Consider the following 21745-nt stretch of genomic DNA (forward strand, 5'->3'; position numbering starts at 1 on the left):
ACAGATGACAGACAAGTACGCACAACTGGTACACCACGGCGTGGGCAGGAACGTTGCCAAAAAGCTCGGACTGCCCCAGCCCGCGGCTCTCCGCAGGTACCAGCCCGGGCAGCCCTTGATCACAGGCCCCGTCCTGGTGCAGGGAAATAGCGCCGACGCCGACAACCTGGCTGCCGAACTGCTCTCCTGGGACCTCGATGTCAGGCGGCACGCGGTACCCCGCGAAAAACTGGGTGCCATCATCCTGGCACTGGACGAAGTGGCCAGCCCCGGCGATCTGGAAAAGCCGATCCTCACGGCAGCTGCCTCGCTGCGGGACCTCGCCCCGGGCGGCCGGGTGGTCACGGTGTCCCGGCCGGCGTCAGAGGCAGATTCCCCCGCCGCTGCGGCTGCCCGCCAGGGGATCGACGGGTTCCTGCGTTCGCTGGCGAAGGAACTGCGCGGGGGCGCCACCGGCAACGGCATAGTTCTCCGGCAAGGAGTCCAGGCAACAAGCGCAAGTTCCCTGGCCGCCCTCCGGTTCTTCCTTTCGGGCCGTTCCGCCTTCGTGGACGGGCAGTTCATCACCGTGTCCAGCGCCTCCGGTGAGCCCGCCCGCGACGTTGACCAGCCACTGGCAGGCAAGATTGCCGTTGTGACCGGAGCAGCCCGCGGCATCGGCGCAGCCATTGCACGCACCCTGCACCGTGACGGCGCAACGCTCATCCTTGTCGACGTTCCGGCAGCCGGTGACCAGCTGGCAGCCGTGGCGAACGAGGTCCGGGGGACAGCCCTGCAGCTGGACATCAGCAGGGACGACGCCGGGCAGCGGATCATCGGGCACGCGGCACAGCGCCACGGTCGTCTGGACATCATGGTCCACAATGCAGGCATCACCCGGGACAAGCTGCTCGCCAACATGGACCACTCGAAGTGGAGCTCGGTGATCGGCATCAACATCACCGCGCAGCTCAGGATCAACGAAGCGCTGCTTGCATCCGAACACTTCCGGGAATCACCACGTATTGTGTCTGTTGCTTCCACCAGCGGCATCGCCGGCAACAGGGGGCAGACCAACTACGCGGCGTCCAAGGCAGGGGTAATGGGAATGGTCAGGGCCAGTGCTCCGCTCCTGGCAGCGCACGGGGGAAGCATCAATGCGGTGGCCCCGGGCTTCATCGAAACCGAGATGACGGCACGGATCCCCTTCGCCGTCAGGGAGATCGGGCGGCGGCTGAATTCGCTGCAGCAGGGCGGCAGGCCAACGGACGTTGCGGAAACCATCGCGTTCCTGGCAAGCGACGCCGCCGCGGGAATCAACGGGGAGGTCCTGCGGGTATGCGGGCAGAACATGGTGGGGGCATGACTTCCGCCCAGCCGGTCATTCTTGGGGAGATGCCGTCGCTGTCCAAACTGTACGTCAATGCCGCAGCGCAGGCCGCCCGCCGCAGGCTTTTGGGCGCCCATGACGGAACCGCCCTGCCGGCTGAAAGCCATGAAGTGCGGGGCGTCGCCGTCGACGTTGCCACCCTGACCGCGTACCAGCACCTGATCGGGGAAACAGCCAGCGACGTGCTGCCCGCCGGGTTTATCCACGCCCTCGCCTTTCCTTTGGCCATGAGCGTGATGAACAGGGACGATTTTCCCTTGCCGTTGCTCGGTATGATCCACCTTCGGAACAGTGTGGAGCAGCGGATTCCCGTACTTTTCACGGACGCCCTGGATATCACCGCCAGGGTGGAGAACCTTCGTGGGCATCGTTCAGGCACACAGGTGGACGTGATCGCCGAGGTGCGCCGGGCAGGAACAGCCGAGGTCTGCTGGCTGGGAATCTCCACCTACCTTGCCAAGGGAGTCTTCCTCCCGGGCATCGACAAGCCGTCCCCGGCTCCCGACCGGGCCGACTTCAAGGCGCCGGATCCCACGGCCCTCTGGCACCTCGGTGTTGATACCGGCCGTGCCTACGCCGCAGTATCCGGCGACTTCAATCCCATTCACTTGAGCGTGCTCTCCGCCAAGGCACTGGGAATGCGGCGGTCCATCGCGCACGGCATGTACCTTGCCTCGAGGGCGCTCGCTGACGTAGGCCCGTCCCGTGGTGATTCCTTCGCCTGGGACGTGGACTTTGACGCCCCGGTGTTCCTTCCCTGCAGGGTCGCGTTGGAGATTACAACAGTGGAGGGTTCTGCCGGGGCGTGGGGCCGGTCCGACTTCGTGGCCTGGAATCCACGTTCAGGCCGGCGCCATTTCCACGGTTCAGTGCGCGCCCTCTAGGCAGCTGTCCGGACAGCCCGCAGGATCCGGTGGAGGCTCAGGAGGACCGATTCGGACGCCGGAACCATCCCCTGGTCCGGCTGCCTCCCGGCGGTGGCAGCGAGGCAGGCTTCCACCGCCGTCCTGGCCTCCTTGAGCTTCTCTTCCTGTGTGGCCGGGTCATCTTCGCTGAACGAGCGCAGAAGATCCCCGGCTGACTTCAGGGCGTCAGCCAGCGGGGCGTTGTCCTGCAGCGGCACCCCATACGGCACGTCGCTCTCGTAAATGACATCCGACAAGACGTCCGTAATGTCCTGGATGTGGAAGGTCACCCGCTCCAGTTCGCGCAGGTTGCGGTAATCGAGGTCAACGTCACGCGGGTGGAGCTTGCGCCGCGGGTTTGCCCGGCGGCTGGCGTCGGCCTCCTTGACAAGGTGCCGGACGGAGCGGGCAGCGGCCGAGAGCTCGTCCGAACGGCGCGACCAGTCCTCGTGCTTGGGCGGCCACTCTTCCAGGAGCGCCTTGCCCATGTCCGTGAGCTGTTTGCCGAGGGCGATGCGCAAATCGTCCAGGCTGGCTGCCGCGGCATTGAAGTGCAGCGGTGGAAAGATCAGGAAATTGACGCCGATTCCCACCGCCACTCCCACACCCATCTGCAGGAGGTAGCCGAACGAAAAATCGTCCGGGTTGCTGCCGCCGACCAGCAGGACCAGCAGCGCCGCCGTCGGAATCCAGTCACTGCCCTTGCCAATTCCCGGAAGGCCGCCCAGCAGCACGCCAATGCCCATGATCAGTGCCACGGCAAGGGGCGACGGATCGGTCACGTTGACCAGCACGAACGCAAGGCCGATGCCCATGGCGAGTCCGGCGAGGGCCTGCATGCCCTGCTTAACCGAACCGGCAACATTGTGGTACATGGCCACCAGCGCGCCGAGTGGTGCGTAGTAGGGATAGTTGGCAGCCGCGCCCGGCATCAGGGGTGCGATCAGGAACGCCACTCCGGCGGCAACTGCCGCTTTTGCCGCCAGCTGGAGCCGCTGTGTTGCAAAGGCCGCAGACAAGCCCGATACCGCCTGTTTGAGGAAAACGGTCCCCCTGGCCCAGCGGGCGTCCGGGCGTATTTTAGGCTTGGTCATCCGCACAACGTTACGGGCGACCTACGGCTGTGGACAAAGCTGCTGGTCAGGCGTCCGCGGCGGCACGGGCGCAGGACGGTTCAGGACAAATCCGCCGCCGATCGGCGTACTTCAGCGGCCAGGCGGTGTGCACGGCCAGGTGTCCGGCCGTCCTCCTGCCGCTGCGGGATGTAACCGAAGCCCAGGCCATAGACCGGGTCCGCGAACCCGAGGGCGGCGTTGGCCCCCTCATGCCCGAACGCACGGTGGCTGCCGAAGTTGCGCGACGGGTGCGGTTTCATGAACACAACGGCGAACGCGTTGTCCAGCCCGGAGGAGCGGTCAAGCCCCCACGCCTGTTCCCGGGACATGAGGTCGACTGTCGCTGCGTTGAGGAACGGTGTCCCTCCGTTGGTGCCCGTGGTGGCCGCGGCGTAGAGGCGGGCCAGGCCTTCAGCGGTTCCCACCCCTCCGGCCGCGGACATTCCTGCGGCCCGGACAGCGCGGATGTTGGGGAGTTCCATGATGGTGCTTACGGGGGCGTTGCTGTTCAGGCCTTCAAGGCTGAGCGGATCCAGCCAGGGCTGTTCCGGGCCGGCCGAGTAGAGGACGTTCCGGTAGCGGGATTCCTGTTCGGCCGGGAGTCCGAGGAAAAAGTCGACGCCGAACGGACGCCGGATCCGCCGCTCGTACACCTCCTGCAGCGTTTCTCCGGCAGTGCGGCGGCACAGTTCCTCCATGATGATCCCGATGGTGAGCGCGTGGTAGCCGAACTGCCTGCCGGGCTCCCAGGCCGGGGCCGCTGCGGCGAGCCGGGCGGCGGCGGCCGGAGTGGTGAACTCTTCCAGGGGGAAGCCGCCTTCAACCCCCATAAGCCCGGCCTGGTGGGACAAGGCCTGCCGGACCAGGAGCCGGTCCTTTCCATGTACGCCGAACTCCGGCCAGTAGTGGGCCACGGTTTGGTCCAGGTGCAGCAGTCCGTCCTGCACCAGCAGTCCGATCACCATGGCGGCCACCCCCTTGGAGCAGGAGTACGCCCCTGTCACGGAGTCCGGAGCCATCTCCGGCCCCCCGGACAGCCCGACCACCTGGACACCGTCCCTGTACGCGGCCAGCTGCGCGCTGTACTTCGGGTCATCGCGAAGAAATGAGTCGAACAGTTCAAGGACACCGCCATATCCGGGCGCCACAAAGCCGTGTGATGTCTGCATGGCGCAAGTCTAGCCGGAAAGCGCTTACCGCATGCTGCCCCTACGATTCCGGAGCAGCCCCGTGGCCGGGCTCCACTTCCTCGCCCTTCCTGACTGGTCCGGGCGGCGTGCCGTCTCCAAAGGGACGGCCGCCAAGTGCTTCCCGGCCGTGGGCTTCCAGCCAGCCACTCAGGTCCGGGCCCGCAGGAACGATGCCTGTGGGGTTGATGTCCTCATGGACGATGTAATAGTGCTGCTTGATCTGCACGAAGTCGATGGTGTCCCCAAAGCCCGGGGTCTGGAAGAGATCCCGGGCGTAGCCCCAGAGGGCGGGCAGTTCGTTGAGTTTCTGGCGGTTGCACTTGAAGTGGCCGTGGTAAACGGCGTCGAAGCGTGCCAGCGTGGTGAACAGCCGGACATCCGCTTCCGTGATGGTGTCGCCCACAAGGTAGCGCTGCCCCGAGAGCCGGTCTTCCAGCCAGTCAAGTGCCGACCACAGCCGGGCGTAGGCGGCGTCGTAGGCTTCCTGGGAGCCAGCAAAGCCGCAGCGGTATACCCCGTTGTTGACCTCGGTGAACACACGCTTGTTGACCTGGTCGATCTCCTCCCGCAGAGTCTCCGGGTACAGGTCCGGCGCCCCCGGCCGGTGGAACTCCGTCCACTCAGTCGCGAAGTCCAGGGTGATTTGGGGGAAATCGTTGGTCACCACGGCGCCGCTGGCCACGTCCACGATTGCCGGGACGGTAATGCCCCGCGGGTAGCCAGGGAAACGTGTGAAGTAGGCATCCTGGAGCCTTTCGATACCCAGGACCGGGTCCACGCCCCCCGGATCGAGGTCAAAGGTCCACGACCGCGCATCATGGGTGGGGCCGGGCTGTCCCAGGGAAATGGCGTCCTCCAGTCCAAGCAGGCGCCGGACGATGACAGTCCTGTTGGCCCAGGGGCAGGCACGTGCGGCGATCAGCCGGTAGCGGCCCGCCTCCACGGGCCAGCCGGGCTCGCCATTGCTGCCCGGGGAGCCATCTTTGGTGATGCGGTCCTCGATGTAGTTGGTATCACGGTTGAATTCCGCTCCACCGGTGACATAGGCGCCGCGGGTACTGTGCTCTGCGCCGCCCACCACGGTGGCCTGCTGGGTGGTGTCCGTTTCCTGGCTCATGGGACCAGCCTATGCTCCCGCATACAGGACTGTGGAGATGGGCTGCCAGGCCCACAGCCAGGAGCCCGCCACCAAGGCCGCGAAAAGGATGATCCAGACGCCTGAGGGGACTGAGGTAGCGCGCCACAGCAGGTAGGCGTCAGAGCTGGCCAGCCGTTCCCGCCGGCGCAGGTGAAGGTGTGCCAGCTTGATCAGGTCGCGCACGGCGGCCACCAGCAGTGCCACCCCCAGGATGACGGCCACATGCCCTACGAATGCCTCCGGTACCAGAAGGATCAGGAGCACCGACGCTGACATCGCGGTGACGGTTATGAGGATGCCCGCAAGATTGCGCAGGAACAGCAGCGAGGCAGCCAGGGCCAGGCCGCCGGCCATGATGGCGGCCGGACCCCAGCCGTTGAACCCGCACCAGACAAAGGCAGCACCCACGATTGCCGGGACCGGATACCCCCAAAAGCAGGACCATGCACTGGCGAGCCTGCTGCGGCTATAGGTTGTGGTGGTGCCTGAATGGTCGAGGCGGAGCCGGATGCCTGACAGCCGCTGGCCGCTGATTAGTGCAGCGACCGCGTGCCCCATCTCGTGTGTTGCCGTGGCCAGCAGGCCGAAATACCTCCACGACCGGCGCGGGACTGACAGGGCTGCAGCTACCACCAGGGCCAGTACCAGCTCGGTAAGAGTCACGCTCGGGGCGTCTGCGCGGCTGAAGGCGTCCAGCAGTCTGTTCCAGGGGTCGCCGGATATGTTCATCAGGACCAGGTGCCGGCCGGGTCATCGTGTGCCATACGCGCCACAGTACCGGGGCCTCCTGGGTGCCGGCTTAAAAACCGAAAGGCACGCCAATGTGAGGGCGTGCCTTAGGATCGGTGGGGCCACGGACGTTCCCGAAGCCCCACGTCGACTGTGTTAACTAGCCTTCGCACTCGGTGCAGTAGCTGTGGCCATCCTTCTGGCGAGCAATCTGGGACCGGTGACGGACCAGGAAGCAGGAGTAGCAGGTGAATTCATCCTCAGCCTGCGGGATGACCTGTACCACGAGCTCTTCGGCCACGAACTCGCCTCCGGGCACGCCTGCGCCGTCGAGCCCGTCAGCCTCATCCAGCTCAAGTACAACGCTGCGCGCGTCGGGAGCATTTGCTGACTGGAGCTGCTCGAGTGAGTTGTCCTGCGATTCCTTGACGTCGGAGCGCAGTTCATCGTAATCGGTTGCCACTTTAGGTGCTTCTCTTTTCTTTGGTTCGCCTGTCGCGTATGAAACGTACAGCATCAAGAGGCTATTCCCCAATAGCCGGAGTATGTTGACCGTCCGCGGGGTAAGGGTTGAACGGACAGCAGCCCGCGCTTATTCACAGCAGCACGGGTGCAGGGCGGAGGAGGACGCAACGTACCGCGGCGTTCTCCGCACTATAAGTAAGGGGTATACGTTGGAGCAGCTCACTGCAGAGTTCGGTGGTTCCCGGCGGGCAGGAACCGGTGTCGGCCCTGTCCTGGAAAAGTTCCAGGACGTGACGAGGATCGCTGTACTTCGTGGGGGAGGCCTGGGCGACCTCGTCTTTGCCATCCCCGCCATATCCGCCCTCAAAGCGGCCTACCCCGAGGCATCAATCACCTTGCTGGGCACGCCCGTGCACCAGGCACTGCTTGCCGCCACTATAAGTCCCGTGGACGAGGTGTGCATCCTGCCGTTTGCTGAAGGCGTCCGCCCCGGAGGGGAGAACGCGGAGGAGCTGGAAACATTTTTTCGCGAGATGCGCGGACGGCAGTTCGACCTGGCCGTCCAGCTCCACGGCGGAGGGCGCTATTCAAACCCGTTCCTCCTTCGCCTCGGCGCCCGGCACACGGTGGGCACACGGACGGCGGACGCCGCCAGCCTGGAGCGTACGGTTCCCTACCTCTATTACCAGCACGAACCGCTCAGGGCATTGGAAGTGGCCGGCCTGGCCGGCGCTTTTCCCGTCGACTTGGAGGCCCGCCTGGCGCCGGCGCCGGGACTGGCCCGTCCCGCCGTCGCCATGGACGACGACGGCGTCGCACCTTTGGTGGTGATGCATCCGGGCGCTACGGATCCCCGCCGCCGGTGGCCGGTTGGGCGGTTTGCTGAACTTGCGTCGGCGTGCGCCGCGGACGGGTTCAGGGTTGTTGTTGTCGGGGACGGGAGCGAACAGGAACTGGCCGCGCAGATCGCGGAGCAGGCAGCCTCCACGCACGTCCGTTCCCTGGCGGGGACCCTGGACATGGGCGGGCTTGTGGCGATCCTGGCCGGTGCGGCCGCAGTAGTAGCCAACGACAGCGGCCCCCGACACCTCGCCCAGGCACTGGGAGTCCCCACTGTAGGGATCTTTTGGGCAGGGAACGTCATCAACGCCGCGGCGCTGGGCAGGAGCCTGCACCGCATCCATGCATCCTGGGTAACGGCCTGCCCTTCCTGCGGGATAGACGTCACCCAGGTTGGATGGACGGCGCCCAGGTGCCCGCACGACGATTCCCTGGTGGCCGATGTTGCGGTGCGTGATGTTTACGAGGACGTGCGGAGCCTGGCCGCCACCGAGCTGCCGGCGGAGGACGCATGAGCGGCGGGGAGGTCCTCGCTCAGCCCGCACCGGGGAATCACGGCGATGGAAGACCGGAGCTCCTGGTGCTTCGGGCACTGAAGCTGGGGGACCTGCTGGTGGCCGTGCCTGCCCTTAAGGCTCTCCGCCGCGCCTATCCCGGGCATCGGCTGCGGTATGCGGCGCAGGGATGGCTGTCCGAGGCATTGGGACTGGTAGGAGGCTACGAGCTCCTGCCCACCCACGGCCTGGACGAGCCGCTGGCTGTGGAACCCGGCGTGGTGGATGTTGCAGTAAACCTGCACGGCAGTGGTCCCGAGAGCCAGGGACGGATTGAGGCCCTGCAGGCGCGGCGCACCATCGGGCACCGGAGCCGCCACCGGGACGGGCCGCCGTGGCGCGACAGGCTGCATGAGAGGGAGCGCTGGGCCGCACTCCTGGAGTGGCACGGCATCGAAGCTGATCCGCTGGACATCCGGCTGAATGCTCCCCGTCAGCCCAGCCCCGTTCCTGCAGCCACCGTTCTGCATGTCGGGGCAGCCTATGGCAGCCGCCTCTGGCCTGCCGAGCGGTTCGCCGCCGTTGCATCCGCGCTCGCCGTGGCCGGGCACAATGTCGTCTTTACGGGCGGAAGCGGGGAGAGGGAACGTGCACTGGAGGTATGCCGGCTGTCCGGGCAGTCCGAACACGCCGTGCTGGCCGGACGGCTGGGCTTGGGCGAGTTCGCTGCAACCATCGCAGCAGCCCGGCTGGTGATCTCCGCTGATACCGGGGCCGCGCACCTGGCGTCCGCCTACGGGACGCCTTCGGTAGTACTGTTTGGGCCTGCTCCGCCCGAAATCTGGGGCCCGCCCCCGGGTCCGCACATAGTCCTGACCCGGGCTGAGCTGCGACGGGGTGACACGTTTGCCCACCGGCCGGACCCTGCCCTGCTGGCAGTCACCGTGCAGGATGTCCTGGCTGCGGTGGGAGAACTGGGCGTCCTGTAGAGCTCCCTGCACGCGGCGAAATCGAGCGTGGACTCATCTCTCTTTGCCCTTCTGCACGGCCTAAAATGTAGCTATGGGCACTGAGCTGGAAATTGCCTTGGTATTGTCCACGGCGTTCCTTTGGGTCACGGGCACATTCGCAATACTCTCCGCCATCGACCGTTCGGAGAGGAAGGCCCGGCGCCGGGAGCGCAGGGCCAGCCGGGCCGGTAAGCGCCGCGTCCTGTACAGGCCGGCAGTCAAGGGTTCGCGGCTCGCGGAAGGCACCACGCCCCCACGGCCACTACATCCGCAGTGACGCTGCCCGCTGCGCCTGGCCCTGCCGGCACAGGCGGGTCCCGGCACCAGCAGATGGCCAAGGGGAGCCTCGACGGCCCACACAGCCCCGTTACCAAATCGTTGACATCCGCCGCGCTGCCTTCAGTGCGCCTGGTCCGTCTACTGCAGGAATGCCCTGACGGCCGTGCACACAGGCGCTGACCAGCAGGGAGACGGGTACGGCCCGGCACCTGGCGGGAACCTGGCCTCCGGAGGGCAGCCGTGGGGCGGCACCCCCCGCCCATTGTCCTCCTCGACCACACCGGTAGGATCGCCTCAAGTTACAAACCCACTACGCATCCCGGGGGTTGGTTCATCCATGTTTCGGAGCACGAGGTCGGTGAGGCAGCTGCTGGCCGCCGGAATGGCAGCCCTGGGCCTGGTAGTCCTGGCCGCTTGCGGGTCCCCCGAGGAAAAGTCCGTACATTTCACCGCTGCCGGGGACATCGGCCTGGGCGAGGGCGCACTGGCGGTGCTGGACACGGTGGCCGGACTGAAACCGGACTTCAACATCGCGCTCGGTGATTTCCCGTACGAACCCGGTGCCGACCAGGAATTCTGCGACATGGTTACCGGAAAGCTGGGAGCGGACTTCCCGTACCAGCTGCTTCCCGGAAACCATGAGAGTGACGGCTCTGACGGGGACATCAAGAAGTTGGCAGCCTGCCTGCCTAACAGGCTTCCCGGCCTGCAAGGCGACTACGCGGAGCAGTGGTTCGTGGACGTGCCGCAGGAAGAACCCCTGGTGCGGATCATCGTGGTTTCACCTGGCATCGAATTTTCGGCCGGCAAGCTCGACTATTCAAAGGGCAGCGATCGGTGGAACTGGACGGAAAAGGCGATTGACGGAGCGCGGGCGGAGAGCATCCCCTGGACAGTGGTGGCCATGCATACTCCCTGTTTCACGATGGGACGGTATGCCTGCGCAGCGGGGGAGTCTCTCACCAACATGCTGATCAGCAAGAAGGTGGACGTGGTCCTCAACGGCCATGAGCACCTGTACCAGCGGACGCACCAGCTCGGCTTCAGCGACCGGTGTGAGTATATGGCAGTCAAAACCGTTGAGAAGAGATGCGTGGTGGACACCGGTGACTCCATGACCCAAGGCAGGGGAACGGTCTTCATCACCGTGGGCATTGGCGGGCGGACCCCCCGCGAAATCAATCGCGACGATCCCGAGTCGCACTACTTCGCCTCCTGGTCAGCCGGCAACCACAATTCGACCCTGGGGACGTTGGATGTGACCGCAACCAGCAGCCGCATGGACGTGAAACTTGTCCCCGCGGACGGCTACACCTTCTCTGATTCCTTCAGCATCCGGAAGTGACCACGGACGCGGGGTTCGCCACAAAGAGCAGGGCCGGGAACTAAGTCCGGGCGGTGAGTGGAGCCGGCGACGGCTGGGGGGCGAGCACACGTGGTCTCAGGCGTGTGCTCTCGTCGCCGGCTCCGTGAACAACACTAGGATCTGCGTGGGGCGGGCACACGAGTAGTTAGTACCTGCTTTGGAAGAACCCGTTACGCGTCCAGGTATACCGGCAACCGGAACCTCAGGCACAGACAAAGAAGCCCCGGAAAATCACTGATTTTCCGGGGCTTCCGTTTGTGCGCGGAGGGGGACTTGAACCCCCACCCCCTTTCGAGGACTAGCACCTCAAGCTAGCGCGTCTGCCATTCCGCCACCCGCGCAGGTGGTGATTCGGAAACCGTTTCCGCTTTTCAGCGTTTCGCGTTTCTCCGAAGCAGCGAGAAAAACTCTAACACGACTTTTCCTGAAACATCGAATCGGGCCAAGTGGGTAGGCTGAGGGCAGTGCATCAGCGCTGCACCAGCCAGTCATTTCCCAGTGAGGAGCCCTCCATGCCTGACGTCCTGCCCGAGGATGAAGTTGTCCGGATCTGCCAGGAACTCATCCGGATAGACACCTCCAACTTCGGCGACGGGTCGGGGCCGGGGGAGCGTGCCGCGGCAGAGTATGCCGCCGGGCTTATCGAGGAAGTCGGCATGGAAGCCGAAATTTTCGAGTCTGCCCCCGGGCGGGCCAACGTAGTCACCCGCATGGCAGGTGAGGACCCATCCGCCAGCGCCCTCGTGGTGCACGGCCACCTGGATGTGGTGCCGGCGCTTCGGGACCAGTGGTCTGTGGACCCGTTCGGCGCGGAACTGAAGGACGGGCTGATCTGGGGACGCGGCGCCGTCGACATGAAAGACATGGATGCCATGATCCTTGCCGTGCTGCGGGGTTTCGCCCGCACCGGCCGGAAGCCCAAGCGGGATATCATCTTCGCCTTCTTCGCGGACGAGGAGGCGGGCGGCGCCTACGGTGCCCGCTACGCCGCGGACAAGCGCCCGGAGCTGTTCGAGGGCGCCACCGAGGCGATCTCCGAGGTGGGCGGATTCTCGGCCACCATCGGTGGCCAGCGGACGTACCTCCTCCAGACAGCGGAAAAGGGCATCTCGTGGCTGCGGCTCGTGGCCCACGGCAGGGCCGGACACGGCTCGCAGATCAACACGGACAACGCCGTGACGCGCCTGGCCGGAGCCGTGACGCGCATCGGCGAGTACAAGTGGCCCATTGAGCTGACCCCCACCACCCGCCAGTTCCTGGACGGCGTGACGGAACTCACGGGCGTGGAGTTCGACGCCGACAACCCGGACGTCCTGCTCAGCCAGCTGGGGACCGTGGCCCGGTTCGTGGGCGCAACACTCCAGAACACCACCAACCCCACGCTGCTCAAAGGCGGTTACAAGCACAACGTCATCCCGGAGTCCGCGGAGGCGCTGATCGACTGCCGCACCCTGCCCGGCCAGCAGGAGCACGTCCTGGAGATCGTCCGCGACCTGGCCGGCACCGGCGTCGACGTCAGCTACGTGCACCAGGATGTCTCCCTGGAGGTGCCTTTCGCAGGCAACCTGGTGGACTCCATGATCGACGCCCTGCACTCCGAGGACCCCGGCGCCAAGGTCCTGCCGTACACCCTCTCCGGCGGCACGGACAACAAATCCCTGAGCAGGCTCGGCATCACGGGCTATGGCTTTGCGCCCCTGATGCTGCCGGATGAGCTGGACTTCACCGGCATGTTCCACGGGGTGGATGAGCGGGTTCCCGCTGATTCCCTGAAATTCGGTGCACGGGTCCTCAACACCCTCCTCACCAACTACTGAGCGGGCCGCCATGACCCCCGAGGAAGTCCTGCCCGACGCCCTCCTGGAGCGGATCCGGGGCCGTGCCCCCGGCTACGACCGGGAGAACGCGTTCTTCCATGAGGACCTTGCGGAACTTGTCGGGGCCGGCTACCTGAAGTTGTTCGTACCAACGGACGACGGCGGCCTGGGCTTTGGCCTCGAAGCGGCGGCGCAGTGCCAGCGCAGGCTGGCAACGGCTGCGCCAGCCACGGCACTGGCCGTGAACATGCACCTGGTGTGGACCGGCGTCGCGCATGTCCTCCAAGCCCGCGGCGACAGCTCCCTTGGCTTCGTCCTCAAGGAGGCGGCGGAGGGCGAGATCTTCGCATTCGGCAACTCCGAGGCCGGCAACGATGCGGTCCTCTTCGATTCGCGGACCACGGCCACGCCCTTGCCCGGCGGCGGATACTCCTTCACGGGGACCAAAATCTTCACCAGCCTCTCGCCGGCGTGGACCCGGCTGGGAATTTTCGGCAAGGACCCTGGCGGGCGGGATGGGGAAGGCGAGCTGGTCCACGGCTTCATCACGCGCGAAACGCCCGGATACCGCATCGTGGACGACTGGGACACCTTGGGCATGCGGGCGAGCCAGTCCAACACCACCATCCTGGACGGGGCCACAGTTCCGCCTGAACGGATCTTCCGCAGGATTCCCGTCGGTCCCGGAAGGGACCCGCTGATCTTCGCTGTCTTCGCCTGTTTCGAGACGCTGCTCGCAGCCGTCTACACGGGCCTGGGGGAGCGGGCCCTCGCCGTGGGCGTGGCGAGCGTGAAACGGCGCACCTCCTTCAGGAACAACGGACGGAGCTACGCGCAGGATCCGGACATCCGCTGGAAGGTTGCAGAGGCGGCCATGGCCATGGACACCCTGTACCCTCAGCTGGCCTCAGTGGCCGCGGACGTGGACGCCCTGGTGGACCACGGACCGCAGTGGTTCCCAAAGCTGGTGGGGCTGAAGGTGAACGCCACGGAGACTGCGCGGCGGGTTGTGGACCTGGCCATCCGCGTCAGCGGGGGATCGAGTTATTTCCGGGGTTCAGAACTGGAGCGGCTTTACCGCGACGTCCTGGCAGGCATGTTCCATCCGTCCGATGATGAGTCCGCCCACAACACCGTTGCCAACGCCTGGCTGGGACCGCTGGAAGGCTAGACCGTCCGTTGGACCTGCAACACCCGCCGGCGCAGCCAGAAGCGTCGGCCCCCGCCCACGTACAGCTTGCTGCGCTCCAGCTCCCACTTGCCGTACTCGGAATGTTCCACCAGGCGGCGGCGTGCCTCAGGGAGTGAATCATCAGGACTGACCGTCAGTACGAGGTACTCGTACTGCCTCAAATAGTCCCGTTCCCGCTGGACCGAGCTGGTGAGAAATTGTTCCTTCATTGCTCTCCATTTTCGTCCTTTTCCGGCTAACGTGAAGTCATGAGCATCGATCCGCGTGTCGCGCTTCAGTCCTTGACCACCGCTATGGAAGAACACCTTATAGCAGCATCCAACCGCCGCGGAGATGGTGACCCCTCCGTCGAGGCGGCGTTCTTTGCGGTCGCAGACGCCTTCGAAGTTTATGAAGATGCGCTCTATGAGGCCTACAACGAGGTAACCCCGCTCCAGGTCTTTGATGACGAGGACGACGAGGACGAAGAAAGCGACGTGGATGACGACGAGGACCTGGAGATCGTCCAGGAGTAGGGCCGCGGGCTTACAGCGGCGCTGAAACATCCTCAAGGGCCCGGGCAATTTCGGGCGGCAGCGGTGTGAGCTGCGCGTCCAGCAGTTCTTTCAGCTGGGCGGGCGTGCGCGGACCCACAATGGCGGTGGCCACGCCGTGCTGGGACAGTAGCCAGCTGAGGGAGACGTCCTGCGGAGTCCGCCCCAGGCCCTTGGCCGCCATGCATACGGCCTCCACGGTCCGGGACGGCTTCTCCTCCAGGTAAGGCTCCACGTACCCGGCTTCGGCCGCTGAAGCGGCCCGCGATCCGGAGGGGATGCTGCCGCGGTACTTGCCTGTCAGCACACCGCGGCCCAGCGGCGCCCAGGCCATAAGCCCCAGGCCTGCATCTTCCACCGCGGGAATGAGCTCAGCTTCGGGCCGGCGCTGCAGGAACGAGTACTCGGACTGGACCGCAACCAGCGGGAACCCGGCAACCGCAGCCGCCTTGGCTGTCTGCCATCCGTTGAAGTTGGAAACGCCCGCATACCGCGCGCGGCCGGTACGGACCGCGAATTCCAACGCGGACAGCGTTTCGTCCAGCGGAACGTTGGCGTCCCAGGCCTGGGCAAACCAGATATCCACGTAGTCGGTGCCCAACCGTGCCAAACTCGCGTCGAGCCCGGTGAGCATGGCGTTGCGCGAGGTGTCCACCCCGCGCCGGCCATCCGGCGTCGTCAACCCTGCTTTGCTGGAGATGGAAATCTCCGTCCGCGCCACCACGTCGCCCAGCAGGGAGCCAATCATTGCCTCCGACCTGCCGTCGCCGTAGGACGCGGCCGTATCAACGTGCCGGCCGCCCGCGTTAAGGAAGGTGCGCAGGAGTTCCGAGGCGTCCTGTTCGTCGGTTTCGCCGGCCCAGCCCATGGTGCCGAGGGATAGGGCGGACACACGCAATCCACTGTTGCCGACGTAACGCTGCTGCATAGCAGCAAGCTTACGGGCAGAACCGGCACTGCCTATGACGTAGGGTCTTAGCGTGAACTGGTTTGAGGCGGCCCTGCTGGGCCTAGTGCAGGGACTGACCGAATTTCTACCGATTTCATCAAGTGCGCATCTTCGGATTGTGGGGCAATTCCTGCCCAATGCGGCTGACCCGGGGGCAGCGTTCACAGCCATCACCCAGTTGGGCACGGAGACGGCGGTCCTGGTCTATTTCTGGCGGGACATTGTCAGGATCGTCAAAGGCTGGACAGGTTCGCTTACCGGGAAGGTATCGCGGCAGGACCCGGACGCCCGGATGGGCTGGCTGGTCATCCTGGGAAGCCTGCCCATCATCGTTCTTGGCCTCCTGTTCCAGGACCAGATCGAGTCTGTGCTCCGCAGCATGTGGATCGTGGCAACCATGCTGATCGTCTTCGGGCTTTTCCTTGCCGTTGCGGACGCCATCGGCAGGCAGGAACGGGACCTCAGCCGGCTGACCTACAAGCACGGCATCCTCTACGGCTTCGCGCAGGCCCTGGCCCTGATTCCCGGTGTTTCCAGGTCCGGAGGAACCATCACCGCCGGCCTCCTGATGGGTTACACCCGCGAGGCCGCCGCCCGCTATTCGTTCCTTCTTGCCATCCCCGCGGTGTTCGGCAGCGGGTTCTACCAGCTCTACAAGACCGTCACCAATGAGGGCATCGCCGGACCGTACGGATTGCCGGAAACCGCCCTGGCCACGATGATCGCCTTCGTTGTGGGATACGTCATCATCGGCTGGTTCCTGAAGTTCGTGTCCACCCGCAGCTACCGGTTGTTCGTCTGGTACCGGATCTTCCTGGGACTCGCCCTGTACCTCCTGCTCGGTTTCAATGTCATCAGCGCCTAGCACTAGGCTTGGTGTGTGAAATCCTGGATATCCCGCCCCGTTCCTGACGTGCCCGGAAGCATGCCCGCCATCCGGCTGTTCGACACAGCGGTGCGCCGCGAGGTGGTACTGGAGGACGAGGGCCGGCCGTCCATGTACGTCTGCGGCATTACGCCGTACGACGCCACCCACATGGGGCACGCATCCAGCTACGTGGCTTTCGACCTGCTGAACCGGGCCTGGCGGGACTCCGGCCGGGACGTTGCGTATGTGCAGAATGTCACGGATGTGGATGATCCACTCCTGGAACGTGCCGAGGCGACGGGTGTTGACTGGCGGGACCTGGCTGCCGGCCAGATCGAGCTTTTCCAGACAGACATGGAAGCGCTCAACGTCCTGCCGCCCGACCACTATGTGGGCGCCGTGGAGTCCATTGGGCTGATCGTCCCGGAGGTGGAACGGCTTGTGAGCCTGGGGCTGGCCTACACCGTCAAAGGCACCAATGGCGAGCCTGACGGGGACGTCTATTACGACGTCGAAGCGGCGGGCAAGCAGTCCGTCGCACCTGATGCGTGGACCTTGGGGTGTATCTCCGGGCTGGCAGAGAGCGAGATGCTTGAGCTGTTCGCGGAACGCGGCGGCGATCCCGGACGGGCCGGCAAACGGCAGGCACTGGACCCGCTGCTGTGGCGTGTGGCGCGCAAAGGCGAACCGAGCTGGCCCGGCGGCAGCCTGGGAGCAGGACGGCCCGGCTGGCATATTGAATGCACAGTCATCGCACAGAAGTACCTGCCTTCCCCCTTTACCGTCCAGGGCGGCGGTTCGGACCTCATCTTCCCGCACCACGAAATGGGCGCCGGGCACGCATACTCGCTTGCAGGCGTTCCGCTGGCCAAGCACTACGCCCACGCCGGCATGGTGGGCCTCGATGGCGAGAAGATGAGCAAGTCAAAGGGAAACCTGGTGCTCGTGTCGAAACTTCGGGCGGCGGGGGAGGACCCCGCGGCGATCCGTCTTGGCATCCTGGCCCACCACTACCGCTCCGACTGGGCCTGGACCAACGAAGGGTTCGAGGAGGCCAAGGCCACACTTGCTGCCTGGCGCCGGGCCCTGGGCCATGCCCCCGAAGGATCCGCCGCCCCCCTGGTGGCCGAGATGCGCGCAGCGCTTGCCGCCGACCTCAACGCTCCTGCCGCCGTCGCGGCGGTCTCCCGCTGGGCGGAGCAGGCAAACGCCGACGGCGGACCTGCAAGCCCTGCCGACCAGGCCCTGGTCAAGGATGCGGTGGACGCCCTGCTGGGCGTGCTTCTCTAAACGGCGCCCAGAGCGTGAGGCGGTGCCCGGTTTTCAGGGCGCCGCCGGTTACGGCCGGTCCTGGCCCCGACGCTTGAGGTACCGCTCGAATTCGCGCGCTATCGACTCACCGGTGGCTTCCGGGAGATCGGCCGTGTCCTTTGCTTCCTCGAGCTGCCGGACGTACGCCGCGATCTCGGGATCCTCCGTAGCCAGTTCGTCCACTCCCCGTTCCCACGCGTCCGCTTCCTCAGCCAGTTCGTGCGTGTCCAACGGAACCTGGAGCAGCTCCTCGATGCGGTGCAGGAGTGCCAGCTGGGCTTTCGGCGACGGCGCCTGGGCAACATAGTGGGGGACGGCGGCCCACAGCGAAACAGTGGGGATGCCTGCCAGCAGCGCCACCTCCGACAGCACGCCGACGATCCCCACCGGGCCTTCATACTGCGAGGCTTCGAGGTTCATCCGTTCACGCAGCGGGGCGTCGTCCGACGAGGTGCTGACCGGAATAGGCCTGCTGTGCGGAACATCGGCCAGGAGGGCCCCGACCAGGACAACATAGTCAACGTTCAGCGCCTCGGCATGGACCAGGAGTTCCGCGGTGTAGGCGCGCCATTTATAGGACGGCTCCGTGCCCTGGACAAAGATGACGTCCACGTTGGAGTCCGGAGCGCTTGCTTTATAGATCCGTGTGGACGGCCATTTGATTTTGCGTTCCCCGGCTGCGTTCCGGCGCACGGTGGGGCGCGTGAACTGGAAGTCGTAATACTCGTCGGCGTCGATGGAGGCGACTTTTTTACCGCCCCACAACTTGTTCAGGTAGCGCAGGGAGTCGCTGGCCGCTTCCCCCGCGTCATTCCAGCCTTCAAAGGCGGCAAGCATCACTGTCACGCGCTGTCCGTCAGCTACCGGCTGCAGGAACCGCTCCTGTTCGGGCCCGGCACCCGGTTCTGTGGTGTCTCCCTCGAAGCTATTCATTTCTTCACCCTACGTCCAAGGACCTTGGCTGTGCAGTGAATGAAGCGCCGAAACATCACGCAAAAGCATTACCGCCGGTGCCGGGGAGCGCCATATTCGCCAAGGGCGTAGCCATCAGCCTGCGCCCAGCCAGTCCCCGTAGACTGGGGGCATGCGATTGCCAGCCGACAGTTCCCCGCTCAAAGCCGTCCTGTGGGACATGGACGGGACGATCGTCGATACGGAGCCCTACTGGATCGCAGCCGAACACGCGCTGGTGGAGGCCCATGGCGGGACATGGTCCCATGAACAGGCCATGCAGCTGGTTGGGCAGTCGCTGACATTTTCGGCCGGGCTCCTCAAGGATGCCGGCGTGGAGCTGGAAATCCGGGACATCATCGACACCCTCACCGGCGCGGTGGTCAGCAGCGTCCGGCGCCAGGTGCCGTGGCGGCCGGGTGCACGCGAGCTCCTTGAGGAACTCCACCTCGCCGGTGTCCGGTGCGCCCTGGTCACCATGTCCGAGGGCCCGCTGGCCAGGGAGGTGGTGGCCAGCCTTCCACGGCAATACTTCGAGGTCCTGGTAACAGGGGACACCGTAACGCAGGGCAAACCGCACCCCGAGGCGTACCTGACCGCCGTCGAATGGCTGCAGGACGCGGACCCGGACCTGGGCCTGCACCACTGCGTCGCTTTGGAGGACTCGGTGCCCGGGGTTTCCGCGGCTGTGGCGTCCGGCGTGGCAACCGTGGCAATTCCCCACATTGTTCCGCTGCCCGAGGATGAGCGCTACACCCTCTGGGATTCCCTGGCAGGCCGCACCGTGACCGACCTCGAATCGCTTCTCCCCGGTGCTCCGGTTCGCGGATCGGGTGGACCGGCCACGCCGCTTGGAGACCGCAGGTGACCGAAACCACTGTCCCGGCCAGGCGCGAAGGCATTCCGCTGGGCAGGATTGCCGGCGTCCCGGTGGTGCTGGCCTATTCCTGGTTCATCATCGCCGCCTTCACCGTCATTGTGTATGGACCCGTCCTGGCCCGCCAGAACCCGGCCCTCGGCGTCAGTGCCTACATCGTGGCGTTCGCCTACGCCGTCCTGCTCCTCGTCTCGGTCCTGGTCCACGAACTCGCCCACGCCCTGACGGCAAAAATCTACGGCTGGCCCACGCAGAAGATCGTGCTCAATCTGTGGGGCGGGCACACCCAGTTTGAGAGCTTTACCGCTTCGCCGGGGCGCTCCGTTCTGGTGGCCCTCGCCGGGCCGGCTGCGAACTTCATCCTGGCCGGAGGAGCCTGGCTGCTGCTCAGCACGGCAAGCATGGGCAGTGTTGCCGAGATCCTCACCAACATCTTTATGTGGGCCAACTTCCTGATCGCCGTCTTCAACGTGCTCCCGGGCCTTCCCCTGGACGGCGGAAGGCTGGTCGAATCTGCAGTGTGGAAGGCCACGGGCAGCCAGGCCAAGGGCACGGTGGCGGCCGGGTGGGGAGGCCGCATCATCGTCGTCGCCATCGGTTACTGGTTCGTTGCCAGGCCGCTGCTTGCCGGGGATGCTCCTGATTTCAGCCTGCTGATGATCACCGTGCTGGTGGGTGGTTTCCTCTGGATGGGCGCCTCGGCATCCATCCAGCAGGGAACCCTCCGGGGCCGGCTCCACCTGGTCAGCGCTGCAGGGCTGTCCACCCCCGCAGCCGGCCTGCCTTCAACGGCCACAGTGGAGGATGCCCTCCGGTACGGTAGCGGTGGAGCGACGTCGCTGGTGGTCTGCGGACCGGGCGGCCGGCCGGAGGCAGTTGTGGATCCGGCCGCACTGTCCACCGTTCCTGTCCACGCCGCCGCGTCGACCCCCATCACCGCAGTCTCCTATGCACTGGCTCCCGGCGCATACGTCCCCGAGTGGTCCAAGGGACAGGAACTGCTCCAGTTCCTGTCCCAGCTGGAAGGACGGCACTACGCCGTCGTAGACCACAACGGCAAGGTGACCGGGCTGCTTTCCCAGGACGCTGTCCTGGCCGCCATCACCGGCAAACCGCGGCGGCCCGATACGCGCCGCCAGGACCAGAACCGGTAGAGTTACCTGCCGGCCGGTGCATTGCCGCCGCACACGCCGGAATGTTTCCCCACAACATGCAGGCGCCACAGTTTTACAGGAGCGAGGAAAGTCATGAGCAGCGAAACCGCCGTCAACGAAGCCACAGGAGCAGCGGTCCCGGCCGGGGCTGCAACCGGCGGCTCGCAGCCGGTGGGCGCCGCCCGGCGCCGGGGCCCCTTCCGCGAAGGTGAGCGCGTCCAACTGACGGACGAACGCGGCCGCATGAACACCATCACCCTCGAAAGCGGCGGGGCGTTCCACACCCACCGCGGCTTCCTGAACCACGACGACATCATCGGCAAGGTGGACGGCTCAGTCGTCGTGAACAACGTTGGGCAGCAGTACCAGACCCTGCGCCCCCTGCTGTCCGACTTTGTCCTGTCCATGCCGCGCGGCGCCGCCGTCGTCTACCCCAAGGACGCCGGGCAGATCGTCACCATGGCGGACATCTTCCCCGGCGCGCGCGTCGTGGAGGCTGGTGTTGGCTCCGGCGCCCTGTCCATCTCGCTGCTCCGGGCCGTTGGGGACAACGGTTACCTGCACTCCTTCGAACGGCGGGAAGAGTTCGCTGACATCGCCCGCGGAAACGTCGAGACGATCTTTGGCGGCCCGCACCCCGCCTGGCAGGTCTCCCTGGGCGACTTCCAGGAAGAGGTTGTCCGGAGCGAGGCGCCGGGTTCCGTGGACCGCGTGGTGCTGGACATGCTGGCGCCCTGGGAATGCCTGGATGCCGTGGCCACGGTGCTTGCCCCAGGCGGTGTCTGGATCAACTACGTCGCCACCGTGACCCAGCTTTCGCGCACTGCCGAGGCCATCCGGGCGGACGGCCGTTTCACCGAACCCGATGCCTGGGAGTCGCTGGTGCGCGGCTGGCACCTGGAAGGGCTCGCCGTCAGGCCGGACCACCGGATGGTGGCCCATACCGGCTTCCTGCTGGTCACCCGCCGGCTGGCCGACGGCGTCACCGGTATCTCCGTCAAGCGGCGCCCCTCCAAGACCGACTTCAACGAAGAGGACGTCAACGCGTGGACGCCCGGTGCTGTGGGGGAGCGGCAGGTCTCCGACAAAAAGCTCCGGCGCGCAGCCCGGGACGCCATCGCAGGCACAAACGTCAAGGACGATCCCGAGGTCACGAACTAGTCCACATTTCGGGAGTCTCCATCCCTACCTGC

Annotated in this window: 22 protein-coding genes and 1 tRNA gene; 14 read left to right on the plus strand and 9 right to left on the minus strand. The window is 65.7% G+C overall.

Translation table 11 applies throughout. The features are described 5' to 3' along the window. Positions 1–4 precede the first annotated feature (4 nt). Together AC4BCK_RS10200 and AC4BCK_RS10205 are read left to right on the plus strand one after the other, a co-directional pair. A complete protein-coding gene (locus AC4BCK_RS10200; RefSeq protein ID WP_174174494.1) occupies positions 5–1345 on the plus strand; it encodes a 3-oxoacyl-ACP reductase in 1341 nt (446 codons plus the stop codon). Beyond that, entirely contained in the window at positions 1342–2253 is a 912-nt protein-coding gene (locus AC4BCK_RS10205; protein WP_251420119.1) for a MaoC family dehydratase, read from the plus strand. Before AC4BCK_RS10200 ends, AC4BCK_RS10205 begins: the two co-directional genes overlap by 4 nt. On the opposite strand, the gene AC4BCK_RS10210 is transcribed toward AC4BCK_RS10205, so the two are convergent. The 5 genes from AC4BCK_RS10210 to AC4BCK_RS10230 all read right to left on the minus strand — a co-directional run bounded on the left by AC4BCK_RS10210 (position 2250) and on the right by AC4BCK_RS10230 (position 6909). Then, positions 2250–3368, minus strand: coding sequence for an FUSC family protein (locus tag AC4BCK_RS10210; protein WP_246255866.1), 1119 nt, complete (start codon positions 3366–3368; stop codon positions 2250–2252). The two genes, AC4BCK_RS10205 and AC4BCK_RS10210, sit on opposite strands and share 4 nt — an antisense overlap. A gap of 80 nt (positions 3369–3448) precedes the next feature. After that, positions 3449–4558, minus strand: a complete 1110-nt coding sequence (locus AC4BCK_RS10215) for a serine hydrolase domain-containing protein (RefSeq protein WP_251420118.1) — start codon at positions 4556–4558, stop codon at positions 3449–3451. Between the two features lie 40 nt (positions 4559–4598). Continuing rightward, entirely contained in the window at positions 4599–5696 is a 1098-nt protein-coding gene (locus AC4BCK_RS10220) for a glutathione S-transferase family protein (protein ID WP_363955907.1), read from the minus strand. 9 nt (positions 5697–5705) lie between these two features. Beyond that, complete coding sequence (locus tag AC4BCK_RS10225) at positions 5706–6446, minus strand: M50 family metallopeptidase (RefSeq protein WP_310110636.1); 741 nt, start codon at positions 6444–6446, stop codon at positions 5706–5708. 160 nt (positions 6447–6606) lie between these two features. Then, a complete protein-coding gene (locus AC4BCK_RS10230) occupies positions 6607–6909 on the minus strand; it encodes a DUF4193 domain-containing protein (protein ID WP_066275770.1) in 303 nt (100 codons plus the stop codon). A 211-nt stretch (positions 6910–7120) separates the two neighbouring features. Here AC4BCK_RS10230 and AC4BCK_RS10235 point away from each other — a divergent pair, with 211 nt between their 5' ends. From AC4BCK_RS10235 to AC4BCK_RS10250, 4 genes are all read left to right on the plus strand, one after another. Further along, complete coding sequence (locus tag AC4BCK_RS10235; RefSeq protein WP_310110642.1) at positions 7121–8266, plus strand: glycosyltransferase family 9 protein; 1146 nt, start codon at positions 7121–7123, stop codon at positions 8264–8266. Continuing rightward, positions 8263–9234 carry a glycosyltransferase family 9 protein gene (locus AC4BCK_RS10240; protein ID WP_364273275.1) on the plus strand — a complete coding sequence of 324 codons (972 nt, stop codon included), beginning with the start codon at positions 8263–8265 and terminating at the stop codon, positions 9232–9234. Before AC4BCK_RS10235 ends, AC4BCK_RS10240 begins: the two co-directional genes overlap by 4 nt. Positions 9235–9307: 73 nt before the next feature. Next, positions 9308–9532 (plus strand): hypothetical protein, encoded by a 225-nt coding sequence (locus AC4BCK_RS10245; RefSeq protein WP_174174479.1) that lies wholly within the window; start codon positions 9308–9310, stop codon positions 9530–9532. Positions 9533–9892: 360 nt separating this feature from the next. Then, a complete protein-coding gene (locus AC4BCK_RS10250) occupies positions 9893–10879 on the plus strand; it encodes a metallophosphoesterase family protein (protein ID WP_251420113.1) in 987 nt (328 codons plus the stop codon). 279 nt (positions 10880–11158) lie between these two features. Here the strand turns inward: AC4BCK_RS10250 and AC4BCK_RS10255 are convergent. Further along, a tRNA-Leu gene (locus tag AC4BCK_RS10255) sits at positions 11159–11241 on the minus strand. A gap of 171 nt (positions 11242–11412) precedes the next feature. On the opposite strand from AC4BCK_RS10255, the gene AC4BCK_RS10260 reads away from it, so the two are divergent. Together AC4BCK_RS10260 and AC4BCK_RS10265 are read left to right on the plus strand one after the other, a co-directional pair. Further along, positions 11413–12717, plus strand: a complete 1305-nt coding sequence (locus AC4BCK_RS10260; RefSeq protein ID WP_490566883.1) for a M20/M25/M40 family metallo-hydrolase — start codon at positions 11413–11415, stop codon at positions 12715–12717. Positions 12718–12727: 10 nt separating this feature from the next. Beyond that, positions 12728–13888, plus strand: coding sequence for an acyl-CoA dehydrogenase family protein (locus AC4BCK_RS10265; RefSeq protein WP_490566884.1), 1161 nt, complete (start codon positions 12728–12730; stop codon positions 13886–13888). Here AC4BCK_RS10265 and AC4BCK_RS10270 read toward each other — a convergent pair. After that, on the minus strand, positions 13885–14118 hold the full coding sequence (locus AC4BCK_RS10270; RefSeq protein WP_174174473.1) for a DUF5703 family protein: 234 nt from the start codon (positions 14116–14118) through the stop codon (positions 13885–13887). The two genes, AC4BCK_RS10265 and AC4BCK_RS10270, sit on opposite strands and share 4 nt — an antisense overlap. A 39-nt stretch (positions 14119–14157) precedes the next feature. Between AC4BCK_RS10270 and AC4BCK_RS10275 the strand changes: the two genes are divergently transcribed. After that, complete coding sequence (locus AC4BCK_RS10275) at positions 14158–14424, plus strand: hypothetical protein (RefSeq protein ID WP_104187157.1); 267 nt, start codon at positions 14158–14160, stop codon at positions 14422–14424. A gap of 10 nt (positions 14425–14434) precedes the next feature. On the opposite strand, the gene AC4BCK_RS10280 is transcribed toward AC4BCK_RS10275, so the two are convergent. After that, entirely contained in the window at positions 14435–15370 is a 936-nt protein-coding gene (locus AC4BCK_RS10280; protein ID WP_174174471.1) for an aldo/keto reductase, read from the minus strand. 52 nt (positions 15371–15422) lie between these two features. Here AC4BCK_RS10280 and AC4BCK_RS10285 point away from each other — a divergent pair, with 52 nt between their 5' ends. Next, positions 15423–16256, plus strand: coding sequence for an undecaprenyl-diphosphate phosphatase (locus tag AC4BCK_RS10285; protein ID WP_174174468.1), 834 nt, complete (start codon positions 15423–15425; stop codon positions 16254–16256). Positions 16257–16271: 15 nt separating this feature from the next. Continuing rightward, on the plus strand, positions 16272–17549 hold the full coding sequence (mshC, locus tag AC4BCK_RS10290) for a cysteine--1-D-myo-inosityl 2-amino-2-deoxy-alpha-D-glucopyranoside ligase (protein ID WP_174174466.1): 1278 nt from the start codon (positions 16272–16274) through the stop codon (positions 17547–17549). A 48-nt stretch (positions 17550–17597) separates the two neighbouring features. Here mshC and AC4BCK_RS10295 read toward each other — a convergent pair whose 3' ends face one another. Next, positions 17598–18503: a PAC2 family protein gene (locus AC4BCK_RS10295; RefSeq protein WP_104187148.1), complete on the minus strand. Its 906-nt coding sequence runs from the start codon at positions 18501–18503 to the stop codon at positions 17598–17600. Positions 18504–18654: 151 nt separating this feature from the next. Between AC4BCK_RS10295 and AC4BCK_RS10300 the strand changes: the two genes are divergently transcribed. From AC4BCK_RS10300 to AC4BCK_RS10310, 3 genes are all read left to right on the plus strand, one after another. Beyond that, entirely contained in the window at positions 18655–19389 is a 735-nt protein-coding gene (locus tag AC4BCK_RS10300; RefSeq protein WP_310110662.1) for an HAD family hydrolase, read from the plus strand. Continuing rightward, a complete protein-coding gene (locus tag AC4BCK_RS10305) occupies positions 19386–20552 on the plus strand; it encodes a site-2 protease family protein (protein WP_174174462.1) in 1167 nt (388 codons plus the stop codon). The genes AC4BCK_RS10300 and AC4BCK_RS10305 overlap by 4 nt, the downstream gene beginning before the upstream one ends. 93 nt (positions 20553–20645) lie before the next feature. Next, positions 20646–21713 (plus strand): tRNA (adenine-N1)-methyltransferase, encoded by a 1068-nt coding sequence (locus tag AC4BCK_RS10310; RefSeq protein ID WP_174174460.1) that lies wholly within the window; start codon positions 20646–20648, stop codon positions 21711–21713. Positions 21714–21745 lie beyond the last annotated feature (32 nt).

It is taken from the genome of Pseudarthrobacter sp. As-47 (assembly GCF_058215595.1).

What these genes read in the sequence shown, in the direction of transcription:
- AC4BCK_RS10200 (WP_174174494.1), top strand. Translation starts at nt 5, where the DNA reads ATGACAGACAAGTACGCACAACTGGTACACCACGGCGTGGGCAGGAAC.
- AC4BCK_RS10205 (WP_251420119.1), top strand. Translation starts at nt 1,342, where the DNA reads ATGACTTCCGCCCAGCCGGTCATTCTTGGGGAGATGCCGTCGCTGTCC.
- AC4BCK_RS10210 (WP_246255866.1), bottom strand. Translation starts at nt 3,368, where the DNA reads ATGACCAAGCCTAAAATACGCCCGGACGCCCGCTGGGCCAGGGGGACC.
- AC4BCK_RS10215 (WP_251420118.1), bottom strand. Translation starts at nt 4,558, where the DNA reads ATGCAGACATCACACGGCTTTGTGGCGCCCGGATATGGCGGTGTCCTT.
- AC4BCK_RS10220 (WP_363955907.1), bottom strand. Translation starts at nt 5,696, where the DNA reads ATGAGCCAGGAAACGGACACCACCCAGCAGGCCACCGTGGTGGGCGGC.
- AC4BCK_RS10225 (WP_310110636.1), bottom strand. Translation starts at nt 6,446, where the DNA reads ATGAACATATCCGGCGACCCCTGGAACAGACTGCTGGACGCCTTCAGC.
- AC4BCK_RS10240 (WP_364273275.1), top strand. Translation starts at nt 8,263, where the DNA reads ATGAGCGGCGGGGAGGTCCTCGCTCAGCCCGCACCGGGGAATCACGGC.
- AC4BCK_RS10245 (WP_174174479.1), top strand. Translation starts at nt 9,308, where the DNA reads ATGGGCACTGAGCTGGAAATTGCCTTGGTATTGTCCACGGCGTTCCTT.
- AC4BCK_RS10260 (WP_490566883.1), top strand. Translation starts at nt 11,413, where the DNA reads ATGCCTGACGTCCTGCCCGAGGATGAAGTTGTCCGGATCTGCCAGGAA.
- AC4BCK_RS10265 (WP_490566884.1), top strand. Translation starts at nt 12,728, where the DNA reads ATGACCCCCGAGGAAGTCCTGCCCGACGCCCTCCTGGAGCGGATCCGG.
- AC4BCK_RS10270 (WP_174174473.1), bottom strand. Translation starts at nt 14,118, where the DNA reads ATGAAGGAACAATTTCTCACCAGCTCGGTCCAGCGGGAACGGGACTAT.
- AC4BCK_RS10275 (WP_104187157.1), top strand. Translation starts at nt 14,158, where the DNA reads ATGAGCATCGATCCGCGTGTCGCGCTTCAGTCCTTGACCACCGCTATG.
- AC4BCK_RS10280 (WP_174174471.1), bottom strand. Translation starts at nt 15,370, where the DNA reads ATGCAGCAGCGTTACGTCGGCAACAGTGGATTGCGTGTGTCCGCCCTA.
- AC4BCK_RS10295 (WP_104187148.1), bottom strand. Translation starts at nt 18,503, where the DNA reads ATGAATAGCTTCGAGGGAGACACCACAGAACCGGGTGCCGGGCCCGAA.
- AC4BCK_RS10300 (WP_310110662.1), top strand. Translation starts at nt 18,655, where the DNA reads ATGCGATTGCCAGCCGACAGTTCCCCGCTCAAAGCCGTCCTGTGGGAC.
- AC4BCK_RS10310 (WP_174174460.1), top strand. Translation starts at nt 20,646, where the DNA reads ATGAGCAGCGAAACCGCCGTCAACGAAGCCACAGGAGCAGCGGTCCCG.